The sequence below is a fragment of the uncultured Paenalcaligenes sp. genome (genome assembly GCF_947630565.1).
GTDB lineage: Bacteria > Pseudomonadota > Gammaproteobacteria > Burkholderiales > Burkholderiaceae_B > Paenalcaligenes > Paenalcaligenes faecalis.
In genome coordinates, this window is record NZ_CANRIC010000007.1 from 15,578 (window position 1) to 31,734 (window position 16,157).

Sequence of the window (16,157 nt, forward strand, 5' to 3'; positions counted from 1 at the left end):
TTACAACCTAGCCACCGCTTGTAGTTTAAGGTCTGCAGTTTGGATCAGTTGTAAACACAACTGCTCATAACTGGTGCCTTCGGCTTTTGCCGCCATGGGAACTAAAGAGTGACTGGTCATACCAGGAGAGGTATTCACCTCTAGGAGCCACGGCTGGTTATCGGCGTCCAACATAAAATCCACACGCCCCCACCCCTCACACCCAACAGCCAAATAAGCCAATCGAGCATACTCGCGTATCGTTTCGCTTAAAGCATTATCCAATGGTGCAGGACAAAAATACTGTGTGTCATTCGTGTAATACTTATTTTCAAAATCGTAATTACCATCAGGTGCTGCTATCTCAATTATAGGCAATGAACGTGCTTGTTCCCCAGAGCCAATGACAGGTACTGTTAATTCTCGGCCCTGAATAAAGCGTTCTGCCAAAACAGCACGGTCAAATTTAGCGGCCAAAGCATAAGCTGGCTCTATTTGATCGATTTGATCAATACGACTAAACCCAACCGTTGATCCTTCGTGTGCCGGTTTCATAATAAATGGCATCGGTAAACGATCTGCTAAGCCCACTAAATCCTGCGTTGTTTTCAATACGGCAAAATCAGGTGTAGGCAGGCCATGTTGCAGCCAAATCCGCTTCGTCATGACTTTATCCATCGCCACTGCTGATGCCATTGGGCCGCTGCCCGTGTAGGGAATATGTAAAAGCTCCAAGGCGCCCTGCAAGGTGCCGTCTTCGCCGTATCGCCCATGCAATGCAATAAAGACCCGATCAAAACCCGCCTGAGCTAACTCAGCTAAACTTTGACTCTGTGTGTCAAAGAGATGCGCGTCCACCCCTAATTGACATAAGGCCTGATGAACGCCGGCTCCGGACATAAGGGATACTTCTCGTTCCGCAGATATCCCACCATATAACACGCCTACTTTACCTAAATCTGTCATGCTAAATCCTTTAACTGAGTAGCGACTCGGCTGATAGACCCAGCCCCCATTAACAGGACCACATCACCATCGCGCACAAAATTATGGATGGCTTCGGCAAGTTGTGCAACATCCTCGATAAAAACAGGCTCTACCCGACCCGCTACACGAATAGCCCTAGATAATGCTCTGCCATCTGCCGCTACGATGGGGGCTTCTCCTGCCGAATAAACCTCGGTCAGCAAAACCGCGTCAGCTTGGCTTAATACACTCACAAAATCCTCGAAGCAATCTCGAGTTCGTGTGTAGCGATGTGGCTGGAACGCCAAAACCAATCGACGATCAGGCCAAGCACCACGAGCCGCTGCCAATGTGGCCTGCATTTCAACAGGATGATGCCCATAGTCGTCCACGACGGTATAAGTGCCACCAGTTGCACCAGGCACATTCAAATCCCCGACTTGAGAAAAACGACGACCTACGCCAGTAAAATCATCTAAAGCCGCTGCAATTTGCGCATCAGATACGCCAAGTTCTGTCGCAACCGCTATTGCCGCCAAGGCATTTAATACATTATGTAGCCCGGGTAAATTTAGACTAACGGATAGTAAGGGCAACTCACCCACACTACTTTGACGAATCACATCAAACTGCATCTTTGTGCCTACATGACGCACATTGACGGCGCGAACTTGCGCATCTTCTGTTTCAATCCCATAAGTCGTGACTGGACGTGAAACAAAAGGAATAATTTCACGTACATTCGCATCATCAACACACAGCACAGCACTACCATAAAATGGCAGACGTTGTGTGAAATCAATAAATGCACTTTTTAACTGTGCCACATCATGACCATAGGTATCCATGTGGTCTACATCAATATTGGTAATGATGGCCATAACAGGCAGCAAATTCAAAAATGAGGCGTCTGACTCATCGGCCTCAACCACGATGTAATCGCCTTGGCCTAACCGAGCATTTGCTCCGGCTGAATTTAATCGACCACCAATGACAAAGGTGGGGTCCAAGTCTCCAGCAGCCAAAATACTAGCGACTAAACTTGTGGTAGTGGTTTTGCCATGAGTACCAGCCACGGCTATACCGCGCTTTAATCGCATGAGCTCTGCCAACATAAGGGCTCTAGGCACAACAGGGATGCGCAAAGCTCGAGCCGCTAAAACCTCTGGGTTATCATTACCGATGGCTGTGGACACCACAATGGCACCCATTCCGGTCACGTTTTCGGCCTGATGGCCAATCACAATACGCGCGCCTAGTTTTTCTAAGCGTTGCGTTACTGCTGAGGCCTGAATATCTGACCCACTAATCGCGTAGCCTAGATTTAACAATACCTCGGCAATGCCGCTCATTCCAGAGCCGCCAATCCCTACAAAGTGAATATGTTGGATACGATGTTTCATGAATTTCCTTTGGCGACGCGTATACACGTATTCGCTATTTTCTCTGTTGCCTCTAGTTGTGCGTGCTCTTGGGCGTGCACTGCCATCTGCATTAGTTGTTCTCTATTCGTATTCTGTAACCACTGCGCCAGCCACTCAGGAGTCAGTTCACTTTGTGGTTTTAAGAGTGCTGCGTCACAATCACTCAAGTAACGCGCATTTGCCGTCTGATGATCATCAATCGCATGAGGCAAGGGGACAAATAATGCCGCTACGCCAACTGCAGCAATTTCAGCGACAGTCATGGCTCCTGCCCGACAAATCACCAAATCAACCGTCGCCATGGCATCCGCCATATCATCAATAAAACTAACTGGATCAGCAATTACATTTAGTGCTTCATAGGCAATCTGTACATGATGTATATGATCTGCCCCAGTCTGATGCACTAATAAAGGCTGCTTTTCAAATGGAATCAAAGCCATCGCATCTGGCACTAAATGATTCAAAAAAGATGCCCCTAAGCTGCCACCCACCACTAAAACACGTAATGCCCCTGTACGTTGGGCATAACGTTGTGCGGGTGGGGTTTGCGTAGCAAAATGGCTGCGTACAGGATTACCTACCATTACTGCACCAGGTAATGCGCCGGGAAAACCCACCAAGACTTGACGTGCAATTTTCGCCAAGTAACGATTCGCTGTACCACCAATCGCATTTTGTTCGTGGACGACCAGTGGGATACCTGCCAGTTTGGCCATTACACCACCGGGAAAGGCCACATAGCCCCCCATCCCTAACACCACATCAGGCTGACAGGACTTAATGGCCTTTCTGGCCTGTAAACACGCCTGCAAAAGCCGAAAAGGCAGTTTGAGTAACGCCCCTATCCCTTTGCCTCGTAAGCCTGAGAAATGCAGCGGCAACAAAGAAAAGCCATGCTCTGGCACTAGCTTGCCTTCCATTCGATCGGGATTTCCTAACCAGTGAACACGCCAGCCCTGAGCTCGTAGATGATGCGCTACGGCGAGCCCTGGCATAATATGCCCACCCGTTCCCCCAGCCATAATCAAGATTGAACGACTCATTGTTGTTTGCCCCGCATTAAATTCCGGTTTTCATGATCCACACGCAACAACAAAGCGATGGCGACTAAATTCATAATGATGGCGGAGCCCCCGTAGCTTACTAAGGGTAGAGTTAGGCCTTTAGTGGGCAACAAGCCCAAACAAACACCAATATTAATAAAGGTTTGAGCGCCTAACCATACCCCTACCGCCTGAGCTACCATGGCGTTGAACAAGCGTTCCATCGCAACAGCTTGACGACCTATTTCAAAGGCACGCCACACCACAAAGGCAAACGCTAAAATCAATAAGGTCACACCAACAAAGCCTAGCTCTTCACCTATCACGGCCACAATAAAGTCCGTGTGCGCCTCGGGCAAGTAATGCAGTTTTTCAATACTAGAGCCCAAGCCCACCCCAAACCACTCGCCCCGACCAAAAGCGATTAAGGAATGTGAAAGCTGATAAGCACTGCCATATACGTTTTCTGGTTTCCACGGGTCTAAATAAACAAATAGTCGTTCTCTGCGCCAAGGAGCAAACCAAATTAAGGCCGCGCCTGCGCCACCGACTAACCCCACCATGCCAACCATCCAACGCAGCGCAATACCACCTATAAATAGCACCCCCATAGCAATAGAGGCGATGACGACAAAGGCCCCTAAGTCGGGCTCTAGCGCCAGTAATAAGCCCACTACGCCAACGACTACCACCATGGGCAGAAAGCCACGTAAAAACTCTGACATATTGTCTTTTTTACGCACTACGTAACTAGCTGCAAATAACATCATGGCCACTTTCATTAACTCTGAAGGTTGAAAGTTAACCAAGCCCAATGGAATCCAACGTCTAGCCCCGTTTACTTCGCGTCCTATGCCTGGAATCAAGACAGCCACCAACAATAAGGTAGCAACCACAAATAGGGGTAGAGCCATTTTTTCCCACGCTTTCATGGGAATTAAACCCGCTACCCCTGCCGCCAAGACACCTAATCCCAAAAATAGCGTATGGCGAATCACAAAATAATAGTGGCCATAGCTTTTGTATTGAGGGCCATCAGCTAAGGCAATGGACGCAGAATACACCATCAGTAAGCCAAAGACTGCCAGCAATGCAATCACCGTTAACAGCGGCACGTCTACCGTGGGACTGGTTGTGCGGTCAGGTCTGCGTGCACGCAATACCCGAGGGCTAAAGAGAGTCATTAAGCTCATGCCACCTCTCCTTGATCTAGCGCCAATTCTGTCACGCTCTCTACAAAACGGTGGCCTCGTTCTATGTAGCCAGAAAACATGTCAAAACTGGCACAAGCGGGTGACAACAATACGGCATCACCAGCTACCGAGAGCGCAAAAGATTGTGAGACGGCATCATCTAAGTCGCTAGCAAACTGTAAAGGAACAGAAGTGTTTTCTAACTGTTGCGCAATACGTGATGCATCTCGTCCAATCAAAACCACTGCCTTGCAGGAACTGGACGTAATGGCCTGAGCTAACGGTTCAAAACTTTGTCCTTTATCCACCCCGCCCACAATTAATACTAAAGGACGATCTAAGCCCTCTAGAGCTGCTACTGTAGCCCCTACATTTGTACCTTTACTATCATTGATAAAATCAACGCCTGCTATATTACGCACAAACTGACAGCGGTGGGGCTCACCATGGTAGGAACGTAGGGTCATTAATAGTGAGGCCCACTCTAGACCTGCAGCATGTGCCAACGTCAACGCCGCCAATGCGTTACTCAGATTGTGTTTTCCCGCTACAAGTAAAGCTTCGGTAGGTAATAAACACGATACCTGACTCGCTGTGGTGTCCTTTGTACAAATCCACGACTGACCTTGCTGATCCACCACGCCCACATCATGAGCCTGAATGACTGAGTCCAGACCAAAGCTACGGATCTGGGCATGACCTGCAGCCAATTGTTGCGTATAGGAATCATTGCGATTCACTACCGCAACAGTGCTCATAGCAAATAAGCGCGCTTTGGCTTGCGCATACAACGCCATCGAACCATGCCAATCAATATGGTCTTGGGTGATATTTAATACAGTTCCTGCCAATACAGGCAGACTAAATGTATGCTCTAGCTGAAAACTAGATAGCTCTATAATCCAAAAATCCGGTAATGCATTCGCATCAAGGCATTGCATCAGTGCCTCTAGGGCGGCTGGACTGATATTACCAGCAGCTTGTACGCGGTAATTCGCATCCGCCACCATATGCTTTAGCATTTGAGTAACGGTGGTTTTCCCATTTGTACCGGTTACAGCCATTACTTTTGTCTGATAGCCTTGTTTTATTAAGTCATGTAATGCCTGCGCAAACAGCTCAATTTCGCTAATAACCGCAATTTGCTGTTTTTTAGCCTCTAGTAATAATGCAGCCACGGCGGTATCTGTTAGAGCTAGGCCAGGGCTTAACACCACCGTTTTCACCCCATCCAAAACCGAGCTAGCTAAGGCTTGTTCTCCTAATACTATCTCGATGGCTGCTGTCTGGTATTGCGCCTGCACTGCCTCTAGTTGAGGCTGATAAGACACCCGCGTGTCTGCCAAACGGACTGGTAGCTGTTGACGCAAATACCAATGTGCCGCAGCCAAGCCCGTCTCCCCTAAGCCTAAGATCAGGGTATAGCCATTGTCGGAGGTGCTAAATACAGGGGTTTTCATCGTAATTTTAAGGTTGATAAACCAATTAAGACCAACATCATGGTGATAATCCAAAAGCGCACCACAACTTGGGTTTCTTTCCAGCCACTGACTTCAAAATGGTGATGCAAAGGTGCCATTTTAAAAATACGCCTACCTTCGCCATATCTTTTCTTGGTGTACTTAAACCACGTCACCTGCAGCATGACAGAAAGGGTTTCGACGACAAAAACACCGCCCATAATAAAAAACACAATCTCCTGTCGCACGATAACCGCAATGGTTCCTAGCGTCCCACCTAAAGCTAAAGCACCTACGTCACCCATAAAAACCTGAGCTGGATGCGTGTTAAACCATAAAAAGGCTAAACCTGCACCAGCTAAAGCAGCACAAATCACCATGAGTTCAGACGCACCGGGGATATAGGGAAAGAGTAAATATTTAGAGTAATCTACCCGTCCAACCACATAGGCAAAAATCCCTAAAGCACTTCCCACCATTACCGTTGGCATGATGGCTAAGCCATCTAAGCCATCCGTTAAATTTACGGCATTACTGGAGCCAACAATCACAAACCAAGTCAATGCAGCAAAACCAAAAACACCTAAAGGGTAACTAATGCTTTTGAAAAAAGGCACAATTAAATCAGCTTGTGTAGGCAGTGGCATCGTAAAACCACTCAACACCCAGCTTTTAAACAAAGGCCATAAATCAACAGTGGCAGGAGCGGATACAGCAAAGGTCAAATACACCGAGGCAATGATGCCAATTAAGGCCTGCCAAAAGAATTTTTGACGCGAAGACATGCCCTCTGGATCACGATGAACTACCTTTTTATAGTCATCAGCCCAACCAATCCAACCAAAGCCAAACGTAACCAGCAACACAACCCATACAAAGCGATTGGTCCAATCGGCCCATAATAAGGTACTGATACCAATAGAAATCAGAATGAGAACGCCACCCATTGTTGGCGTACCATTTTTTTGCAAATGAGACTCGGGTCCATAAGATCGCACTGCCTGACCGATTTTCATCTCAGTCAGACGGCGAATAACCCATGGTCCACACCATAAGCCAATGATTAACGAGGTAGCGCTTGCCAGCACCGCACGTAACGTAATGTACTCAAATACGCTAAATGTACGAGAGTATGAATCAGCAAGCCAACGTGCTAACTCAAGAAGCATGGTGGTTCTCCGTAAAATGATTTTCTAATGCCTCTACGACTCGTTCCATACGAGCACTACGAGAACCTTTCACCAATACCTGCGCAGGCATAGCTAACAACAACTGTTCAATCAATTGATCCAAATCATCAAAACTACTGGACTCAGAGCCAAAGGCTTCGGCTGCTTTTTTAGCGTCCTGACCTAAAACAAATAAAGTAGTGATATTGTGCTCACGCGCGTAGGCTCCTACCTCGGAATGCACCGCCCCACTATTGATACCTACCTCGGCCATATTGCCTAAGACCAGTATTTTTTTGCCAGGCAATTGAGACAACACATCAATAGCAGCCCGTACTGAATCGGGATTAGCGTTGTAACTATCATCAATGAGCTGCATGCCGTTTGGTAAATGTTTGAGCTGCATACGACCGGCAACGGCTTTAAAAGACTCTAAGCCTTTTATAATAGAGGCCAACGGCGCACCTGCAGCATAAGCACATGCCGCCGCAGCCAAGGCATTACGTAAATTATGTACGCCAGGCACTGGCAAATGCACTGCCCCACTGTCTTTATCAATAAATAAACGGAAACGCGTCACGGTCGGGTCGGCATGGATATCATCAGCACGCACGATAGCATCTTGGCTAAATCCAAAACATACGGTTTTTTTATCGCCAGCGAGCTCTTTCCAAAATGAGCTGTAATGATCATCAGCCGGAAAAATCGCTACACCTTGCTCTGTTAGTGCTGAAAGCACCATCCCATTTTCAGCCGCCACAGCATCCACAGAGTGCATATATTCCTGATGCTCTCGTTGTGCATTATTAACTAAAGCAATTGTTGGCGCTGCCACTGCGGCTAAGGGGGCGATCTCACCAGGGTGATTCATACCTAGTTCAAAAACGGCTGCTTTATGTTGGGGCGCTAAACGCAATACAGATAAAGGTACGCCCAATTGATTATTGAGATTACCTGCGGTTGCTAAATAGCTATCAGCACCCAACCATTCTGTAAAAATAGCGGCAATCATCTCTTTGGTTGTGGTTTTCCCATTACTGCCTGTAACCGCTACGACAGGAATAGGAAAGCGTTGACGCCATAAGGTCGCGACTTTGGTTAGCACTGTCTGTACATCACCTAAGACAAACTGAGCGATATCCACATCAACGGCATGAGAAACCAGTGCCATTGCAGCGCCCTTTTCTTTGGCTGCCTGCAGGTAATCATGACCATCAAAGCGATCGCCACTGATTGCGGCAAAGATCTGCCCGGGCTGTATAGAGCGTGTATCCGTTGATAACGTCACACCGCGTAGCCACGTCAAGGCAAATGCACCCCAATGGGTATCATCAAAAACAGAACGTTGGCCTTGAATTTCCTGATAGGTCTCGTGCCCCTTACCGGCGATCAATACAATATCGCTGGGCTCTGCTGACCAAACAGCCTGTAAAATCGCTTTAGCTCGATCTAGTTCAAGATAAGCCGATTCTGCTTTCATGCCAGACTGGATTTGTTTAGCTATATCTGCTGGGTTTTCAGAGCGTGAATTGTCGGTTGTAATAATGACTTTATCAGCCAAACGCTCTGCAATCTCGCCCATCAAAGGACGCTTTGCTGTATCACGATCCCCACCACAACCAAATACACAAGTGACCTTGCCATTGCGTACTTTCGCCACATCACGTAGAGATAATAAAGCGCGCTCTAGGGCATCTGGTGTATGTGCATAATCCACCACCACCAAGGGTAGAGGTCGATGCGTGCCAACAGTTGCTGAGCGCACTATTTGTAAGCGGCCCGGCACGGGGCCTAAGGTCGCCATTAAACGAGCAATTTTGGCAATAGGCCAGCCAAGCTCAAGCAAAACAGCAGAAACCAAAAGCAAATTAGACACATTATGATCGCCTAATAAGCGCGTCAAAATCTGCGCTGTGCCATGCGCCTCAATCAAATTAAAGACTTGTCCATCACCGCCCGTATGCACATCATCCGCGTACAGGTCTGCACTTTTATCCAGAATGGAGTAACTAAGAATACGTGCGGCTTTTGCGGTCGTTAATAACTCGCGACCAAACGCATCATCCTTATTTACTACAGCTAAACGTAAATGAGGCCAGTTAAATAAAATCTGTTTTGCGTTTTTGTAATTTTCTGTGGTGTGGTGATAATCCAAGTGGTCATGGGATAAGTTTGTTAGGGCCGCCACATCGATCTCTACGTGATCTAAACGCCCTTGTTCTAAGCCTATGGATGACGCCTCTAAAGCAACTAGATTTGCCCCCGCCTGATGAATGGCCGCCAAACTACGATGCATCGTCAACACATCTGGCGTTGTGAGTACACCACCTAAATTTGAGCCATCCGGCAAGGTCACACCTAATGTGCCGATCGTACCGCATGCAATGCCCGAATTATTTAACATTGCGGCTAACCACTGCACACTGGAGGTCTTACCGTTCGTACCCGTGATAGCAATGGTCGTCATCTGTGCTGATGGCTTGCCATACCACTCGTGAGCGATCTCACCCAATAACTGGCTGAGCCCTTCGACCTGCAATGTCGGTATATCTAAGGCTATAGCGCCAGCCGCATCTTGGACTACAGCGGCTGCGCCAGCAGCAATCGCCCGATCAATATACGCATGACCATCCGAAACTAAACCAGGACAAGCAAAAAACACATCTCCGGGAGTAATAACTCTTGAGTCCAAACATAGGTGTGCCTCTGGGGCACATTGTTTTTTTAACCAATTAACGACTGCTGTTGCTTTCATTATTATCTTTTCTCCTGATTGGGGCTCGTTGCCGCCAACGCATCCACCGGCTCATCCGGCTCTATATCTAAACGACGCAAACTACTTGCCACAATATCGGCAAACACAGGAGCCGCCACCCGGCCACCGTAGTAATGCCCTTTAGGCTCATCAATAGTGACTGCAACCACTACTCGTGGATTAGACACTGGAGCAAAACCGACAAAGGAGCTGCGATAGTTTGATTTACTATATTTTCCATCTACAATTTTTCGTGCTGTACCACTTTTCCCTGCTACACGATAGCCTTGAACCTGAGCTAACTTCGCCCCATCTGGCCCTGCAGCAGCCTCCAGCATTTTACGCACGGCTTGGGCAACCTCAGGTCTATACACCTGAATGCTGGTAGGTTGAGTATCTCGACGTAACAACGACAAGGCGACCATATCACCATTACGGGCAAATACCGTATAAGCCTGGGCCATCTGCATTAACGAAACGGACAGACCATAGCCGTACGCCATGGTGGCACGTTCAATGGGTCGCCAACGATCCCATGGTCTTAATCGTCCAGAGACTGCACCCGGAAACCCTATTTGTGGTGCACGCCCAAAACCCAAGGCGGTAAATTTCTGCCACATTTCCTCGGAGGTCAACATTTCGGAAATCATGGTCATACCAATATTGCTGGAGCGCCGTAAAATGCCCTCGGCATCCAGCACCCCATTAAATCGGCTTACATCTGTAATCGTATGCCCTTGGTAACGATACTGACCATTACCGGTATTAAATTTAGTATTCAATCCAATGCGCTGAATATCTAAGGCCAGCGCCACCACAAAAGGCTTCATAGTGGAACCTGGCTCAAAGGTATCGGTTAGGGCTCGATTACGCATGGACTCAGGTTTGATCGTGTGACGCTGTATAGGATCAAACGTTGGCAAGTTAACCAAAGCAAGAATTTCACCGGTTGTCACATCCACCACTACCGCACTTGCTGCAGCGGCATTATTGTCTTTTATGGCCTTGTCTAGGGCTATGAACGTGTCGTACTGCATCCCTGCATCCAAGGACAGATAAATATCTTTACCATGCACAGGAGGGGTGACCTCAGCTAAGTCTTCGAGCACATGACCCAAGCGATCCCGTAATACTTTGCGTGAGCCAGCCTGCCCAGAGAGTTCCTCGTTAAAGGTCATCTCTAGACCGGCTCGACCTAGCCCATCAATATCCGTAATACCTATGATTTGCGATACGGTTTCACCCTCTGGATAAGAGCGTCGTAGCTCATCACGTGTATCAATGCCCGGTATACGTAATGCCATGACTTTTTCGGCTAAGTCTAGCTCTACCTGCCGTTTAATATAGGCGAACTCACGCCCTCCATTTGCAATGGAGCGTTTAACCTCAGACAAGGGTAGACTCAGTAACTCTGCAAGCTGCGTCAATTGGGCATCGGTGGCATTTGACGCATTAGGTGGATTAGCCCACACGGCTTTAACTAAAACAGAAGAAGCTAAAACGACTTTACCCGTACGATCAAAAATTTTGCCACGAATAGGTGGCAGGCTAATGTCTTGTACGTATCTTTTTTCACCCTGAGCCTGCAAGAAATCAGTCGTAAGCCCCTGCAGATGCAGGGCTCGCCCAATAAGGGCTGCAAATGCCACCATAATTAAGAGCAAAATGGCTCTAGCCCGCCATAGCGGGACGCCAATGGCAGGCTGTTTTTGACGTATCTTATGATCGCGCGGCATCATGGCTGCGCCTCCATGGGAGGTAAGGCCGATGGTTTACCTTGGATATAATGGGTACGACTTAGCTCTGTGGGTGCTAAATTTAACTGTTCTCGTGCAAGCCGATCAATTCTTGAGTTTCGCGTTAACTCAGCTCGATCTGACTGTAAGTGACGCCAAGCAATATCTAGCTCTTGAGCTTGTAGCAGTAATTGCTCACTTTTAATGAATAAGACTCTGGATTGATACCGAGTATTCACAAGATAAATCGCCGACGCCATCACCAACACAACTAAAATAGGCACAGGCACCCAAACCCGCAAGTTCATCGACGCCCTCCGCGCTTTGAGTGTGCCCCCGCGTTAGCTGCATGAGCCGACGCCTCAAGCAAATCGTGTTGCCATCCGTCTAATAACGGAGCGTCGGTACGAGCAGCCACACGCAGCACAGCGGAACGCGCGCGTACGTTATGACTAATTTCCTCGGGTGTAGGTAAGACCCGACCCAAACTGTCTAACCATGCAGGAGGTAGATCCTTATCTGCAATAGGCATGCGTGCGTATTGCATTGCCGGTTTAGAGGCGCCCGTGATGAACTGCTTAACAATCCTATCCTCTAGGGAGTGAAAACTGATCACGGCCAAGCGTCCCGCTGGTTTTAGCAGACCTAAAATTAACGGGAGCGCATCCGTAAGCTCCTGGAGCTCGCGGTTGAGGAAAATCCGTATAGCCTGGAAGGTCCGAGTGGCTGGGTGATGATTCTTTTCCCGCGTGCGGACGGTGCTGGCGACCAGCTCGGCGAGATCATGCGTGGTGCATAGCGGACTGGATTCGCGGCGAGCTGTAATCGCCTTTGCAATCTGGAAAGCAAACCGTTCTTCGCCATAATCAGCAATGACCTCCTTAATTTCGTCTTGGTCAGCGGTTGCTAACCATTCTGCGGCCGTTGGGCCTGTTGAGTTGTCCATACGCATGTCCAATGGGCCATTGCGCATAAAAGAAAATCCACGATCAGCGTCATCTATCTGGGGGGAAGAGACTCCCAAGTCCATCATGACACCATCAATCTGCTCTATACCTAAATCCGTTAGGCGTTGAGCAATATTTACAAAACCAGCGTGAACGACTGTGACTCGGGCATCCTCACGCTGAAGCTCTAGGGCAAATTCAATCGCAGTAGGATCTTTATCGAACACAATTAAACGTGCATCTGGAGCTAAAAACTGTAATAGGTAGCGGCTGTGCCCGCCACGCCCAAAGGTCGCATCAACAAAGATGCCTTGGACCGGAGCAAGCGTAGAGGAGTCAAGCACAGGCCAACGTCGCGCCGTAAAGTTAGGAGCGAGTAAAGCTGAAACCGTAGGTTCCAGTAAAACGGAACGATGTTTGAGTTCCATGGTGAGCCGACTCAGAGTGAAAAATGATCTAACGCTTCGGGGAGAGCTTGAGCTAGGTCTGCGGCTTGGCGTAGTTCTAGTTGCTGAGCGTCCCAAAGCTCAAAATGGCCACCTAAACCTAATAACATCGTGTTCTTAAGTAAGCCTGCTGCCTGTCGCAGCTCTGGAGCAATGAGAATTCGCCCAGCAGAGTCTATCTCTACGTCTTGGGCAGATCCGAGCATTAAGCGCTGTAAGGCTCGAGCAGACATAGGTAATGCCGCGATTTGTTCGCGCTTTTGTTCCCATGTAGAACGAGGATAGAGAATTAAGCAGCCATCAGGGTGCCGTGTAAGGGTGAGGCATCCTGATTCAGTAGCCAACAGGTGATCCCGATACCGTGTGGGAACCGTCATACGACCTTTGGCATCTAGGCTGAGCGCACTGCTACCTTGGAACACTTGACCCCATCCATTTACACTAAAACCCACTTTTCCCCACTCTAAGCTATGCGCGCTTTAGGGTCAAGACCGTATTCCATTTTTTTCAATTACAACAAATACTTAGCCCCAAGTGCTAACTTGATTTAATTTTAAAAAAACCTATAAAATCAATAAATTGAGCTCTAAAGCAAATGTAAACTGTAACGTATGGGCGTGCGTCCATCTACGTAATACAAGATACGCTTATTACAATTCATAACATTTTAGTTTTTTGTCGGAGTCGACAATAAGAAAGTGTGGAACAGGTCTATAGGCCGGATCTTGTAAACCTATAAATAGGTTGGCAATCATTCGTCTAGGCGTATAGTTGCCTATACGCTCGAGCCATCTACCCGCGTATTCGGACGAGCCGCCCTTTAGATTGATAGAATCAATCTGCATACGCCTATTTGATGTTGCTCCAGATAGAGGTTACCGCGTTTCACCCTACATCATTATAACGGAAAACCGTTAAACAGTACGGAGTCGCCGTACCAGTGCATATACAATAGATATGCCCCCGACGCAGTCTCGTCTCTGTGGCCCTAGTCCTTGGCTTGTCTTTCGAGTTACCAGACGGCTGTTAGCCGCTATCTTGCTCTATGGAGTCCGGACCTTCCTCGGAATTCACCGCGATTGCCCGACCTGCCCCACGACACCATTGTAACCTGCGATAATACAAACATTCATCTTTTATTTTCATTTAGCCTATGTCTATTCATCTTGTGACCCTTAACCGAGTGCAACTCGCCTTCGGCCACCATCCCCTATTAGATAATGCTGATCTCATTATTCATGACAATGAGCGCTGTGGCCTTATCGGGCGCAACGGCACAGGCAAATCTTCTTTATTAAAACTGATTGACCAACGTCTACAACCTGACGAGGGCGAAATCATGTTCAAAAGCGGTTTGCGTGTGGCTACCGTAGAACAAGAACCTGATTTGCCTGAAAACACGACCATCTACGATTACCTATGCGGGGACTATGCTGAAACCGAAGACTGGCAACGTGTGGGTCGTGTTGGTGCGTTAATAGATCAGTTAGGTTTAGATCCTGATGCGCTAACCGATGCACTCTCTGGCGGAACGCGTAAGCGAGTCGCTCTAGCTAAGGCCATGACCGATGAGCCAGACCTATTGCTTCTGGACGAGCCCACCAACCACTTAGACTTTGATGGTATTTTGTGGCTAGAGCAACAGCTCAAACAGTTCAAAGGCAGCATCGTTGTCATTACTCATGACCGAGCCTTCTTGGACTCGGTCGCTACCCGCATTATTGAATTAGACCGCGGCCATATTTTCAGCTTCCCCGGTAACTTTACTCGCTGGCAAGAACGCAAAGCCGAGTGGCTAGAATCCGAAGCCCAACAAAATGCTAAGTTTGACAAATTCCTCGCCCAAGAGGAAGTCTGGATTCGTACTGGCGTACAAGCACGCCGTACCCGTGACGAGGGTCGCGTGCGTCGATTAGAATCATTACGACGCGCCCGTGCAGAACGCAGAGAGCGCTCCGGTAACGTTAACTTTGCCATTGCCGAAGGCCGAAAATCGGGCAAAATTGTGATTGAGGCCGAAAACCTCAATCAACGATTTGACGAGCGTGTATTAATTAATGATTTCTCAACCATTATTATGCGCGGCGATCGTATCGGCTTTATTGGTCCAAATGGGGCAGGTAAAACCACATTATTACGTATTTTGCTGGGTCTACTTGAACCATCTGATGGCACCATCAAACATGGTACGCAGCTCAATATTGGATATTTTGATCAGATGCGAGCCAATTTAGATGAAAATGCCACACTAGCCCAAACCATTAGCCCTGGTACTGAGTGGATTGAAATTGGTGATCAACGTAAACACGTTATGAGCTACCTAGAGGACTTTCTGTTCCCTGCTGCTAGAGCTAATTCACCTGTCAAAACACTTTCCGGTGGCGAGCGAGCTCGTTTAGCCTTAGCTCGTATGTTTGCTCAACCTACTAATGTGCTTGTTTTAGACGAACCCACCAACGACTTAGACATTGAAACCTTAGAACTACTAGAAGGTTTGCTGACCGAATACACGGGCACAGTTATGCTAGTCAGCCACGATAGAGCCTTCCTAAATAACGTAGTGACTCAGGTTATTGCCGCCGAGGGTGATGGACATTGGGGAGAATACGTGGGCGGCTATGACGATTGGCTAGAACAACGTCCTGCGCCTGTGGTACAGAAAACCAAATCAGGCAAAGGGAATCCAAAACCTGCTGCTAAGGCCGCGGCGGCCCCCACGCCTACTAAGACCGTCACCAAAAGTCGTTTGGCCTCGTGGGAAGAAAAAGAACTGGCCGAGATCCCTGAAAAGATCGCCACAATAGAAAAGCAACAAGTCCAGTTAGCCGAACAGCTCACAGACCCAGACCTTTACACCGAAGGCACTGCCAAAGCAGATGCCATCAATGCCCAGCTTGCCGGTTTAGATGAGGATCTGACAGAGCTATTTGCTCGTTGGGAGGCCTTAGAAGAGAAAAAAGGCGGTTAATTTACGATTTCTTATCGCCGCAATCTAAGTAAAAATAAGCCCGAGTCAATGATTTAATTGGCTCGGGC

General features: G+C 48.1%; 12 protein-coding genes and 1 other RNA gene. 1 reads left to right on the plus strand and 12 read right to left on the minus strand.

Annotated elements, in window-relative coordinates:
• The 12 genes from Q0Z62_RS02675 to rnpB form a co-directional block, all read right to left on the minus strand.
• Entirely contained in the window at positions 1-945 is a 945-nt protein-coding gene (locus Q0Z62_RS02675; protein ID WP_298050547.1) for a D-alanine--D-alanine ligase, read from the minus strand.
• Positions 942-2,348, minus strand: coding sequence for a UDP-N-acetylmuramate--L-alanine ligase (murC, locus tag Q0Z62_RS02680; protein ID WP_298050549.1), 1,407 nt, complete (start codon positions 2,346-2,348; stop codon positions 942-944). Before murC ends, Q0Z62_RS02675 begins: the two co-directional genes overlap by 4 nt.
• A complete protein-coding gene (gene murG / locus Q0Z62_RS02685) occupies positions 2,345-3,415 on the minus strand; it encodes an undecaprenyldiphospho-muramoylpentapeptide beta-N-acetylglucosaminyltransferase (RefSeq protein WP_298050551.1) in 1,071 nt (356 codons plus the stop codon). The genes murC and murG overlap by 4 nt, the downstream gene beginning before the upstream one ends.
• Positions 3,412-4,599, minus strand: coding sequence for a putative lipid II flippase FtsW (ftsW, locus tag Q0Z62_RS02690; protein ID WP_269902199.1), 1,188 nt, complete (start codon positions 4,597-4,599; stop codon positions 3,412-3,414). The genes murG and ftsW overlap by 4 nt, the downstream gene beginning before the upstream one ends.
• A gap of 5 nt (positions 4,600-4,604) precedes the next feature.
• Positions 4,605-6,068, minus strand: a complete 1,464-nt coding sequence (murD, locus tag Q0Z62_RS02695; RefSeq protein ID WP_298050553.1) for a UDP-N-acetylmuramoyl-L-alanine--D-glutamate ligase — start codon at positions 6,066-6,068, stop codon at positions 4,605-4,607.
• Complete coding sequence (mraY, locus tag Q0Z62_RS02700; RefSeq protein WP_269900402.1) at positions 6,065-7,237, minus strand: phospho-N-acetylmuramoyl-pentapeptide-transferase; 1,173 nt, start codon at positions 7,235-7,237, stop codon at positions 6,065-6,067. The genes murD and mraY overlap by 4 nt, the downstream gene beginning before the upstream one ends.
• Positions 7,227-9,992, minus strand: a complete 2,766-nt coding sequence (murF, locus tag Q0Z62_RS02705; RefSeq protein WP_298050556.1) for a bifunctional UDP-N-acetylmuramoyl-L-alanyl-D-glutamate--2,6-diaminopimelate ligase MurE/UDP-N-acetylmuramoyl-tripeptide--D-alanyl-D-alanine ligase MurF — start codon at positions 9,990-9,992, stop codon at positions 7,227-7,229. Before murF ends, mraY begins: the two co-directional genes overlap by 11 nt.
• 2 nt (positions 9,993-9,994) lie before the next feature.
• Positions 9,995-11,728, minus strand: coding sequence for a penicillin-binding protein 2 (locus Q0Z62_RS02710; protein ID WP_298050609.1), 1,734 nt, complete (start codon positions 11,726-11,728; stop codon positions 9,995-9,997).
• On the minus strand, positions 11,728-12,036 hold the full coding sequence (ftsL, locus tag Q0Z62_RS02715) for a cell division protein FtsL (protein WP_298050557.1): 309 nt from the start codon (positions 12,034-12,036) through the stop codon (positions 11,728-11,730). Before ftsL ends, Q0Z62_RS02710 begins: the two co-directional genes overlap by 1 nt.
• On the minus strand, positions 12,033-13,103 hold the full coding sequence (rsmH, locus tag Q0Z62_RS02720) for a 16S rRNA (cytosine(1402)-N(4))-methyltransferase RsmH (protein ID WP_269900405.1): 1,071 nt from the start codon (positions 13,101-13,103) through the stop codon (positions 12,033-12,035). The genes ftsL and rsmH overlap by 4 nt, the downstream gene beginning before the upstream one ends.
• Before the next feature lie 11 nt (positions 13,104-13,114).
• Positions 13,115-13,543 (minus strand): division/cell wall cluster transcriptional repressor MraZ, encoded by a 429-nt coding sequence (gene mraZ / locus Q0Z62_RS02725; RefSeq protein WP_269900406.1) that lies wholly within the window; start codon positions 13,541-13,543, stop codon positions 13,115-13,117.
• Between the two features lie 276 nt (positions 13,544-13,819).
• An RNA gene (gene rnpB / locus Q0Z62_RS02730) (RNase P RNA component class A) lies at positions 13,820-14,216 on the minus strand.
• A 58-nt stretch (positions 14,217-14,274) separates the two neighbouring features.
• On the opposite strand from rnpB, the gene Q0Z62_RS02735 reads away from it, so the two are divergent.
• Positions 14,275-16,089 carry an ATP-binding cassette domain-containing protein gene (locus Q0Z62_RS02735; protein ID WP_298050559.1) on the plus strand — a complete coding sequence of 605 codons (1,815 nt, stop codon included), beginning with the start codon at positions 14,275-14,277 and terminating at the stop codon, positions 16,087-16,089.
• The last annotated feature ends 68 nt before the right edge of the window (positions 16,090-16,157 follow it).

Coding starts and splice junctions, on each gene's coding strand:
- Q0Z62_RS02675 (WP_298050547.1), bottom strand. CDS start 945: ATGACAGATTTAGGTAAAGTAGGCGTGTTATATGGTGGGATATCTGCG.
- murC (WP_298050549.1), bottom strand. CDS start 2,348: ATGAAACATCGTATCCAACATATTCACTTTGTAGGGATTGGCGGCTCT.
- murG (WP_298050551.1), bottom strand. CDS start 3,415: ATGAGTCGTTCAATCTTGATTATGGCTGGGGGAACGGGTGGGCATATT.
- ftsW (WP_269902199.1), bottom strand. CDS start 4,599: ATGACTCTCTTTAGCCCTCGGGTATTGCGTGCACGCAGACCTGACCGC.
- murD (WP_298050553.1), bottom strand. CDS start 6,068: ATGAAAACCCCTGTATTTAGCACCTCCGACAATGGCTATACCCTGATC.
- mraY (WP_269900402.1), bottom strand. CDS start 7,237: ATGCTTCTTGAGTTAGCACGTTGGCTTGCTGATTCATACTCTCGTACA.
- murF (WP_298050556.1), bottom strand. CDS start 9,992: ATGAAAGCAACAGCAGTCGTTAATTGGTTAAAAAAACAATGTGCCCCA.
- Q0Z62_RS02710 (WP_298050609.1), bottom strand. CDS start 11,728: ATGCCGCGCGATCATAAGATACGTCAAAAACAGCCTGCCATTGGCGTC.
- ftsL (WP_298050557.1), bottom strand. CDS start 12,036: ATGAACTTGCGGGTTTGGGTGCCTGTGCCTATTTTAGTTGTGTTGGTG.
- rsmH (WP_269900405.1), bottom strand. CDS start 13,103: ATGGAACTCAAACATCGTTCCGTTTTACTGGAACCTACGGTTTCAGCT.
- Q0Z62_RS02735 (WP_298050559.1), top strand. CDS start 14,275: ATGTCTATTCATCTTGTGACCCTTAACCGAGTGCAACTCGCCTTCGGC.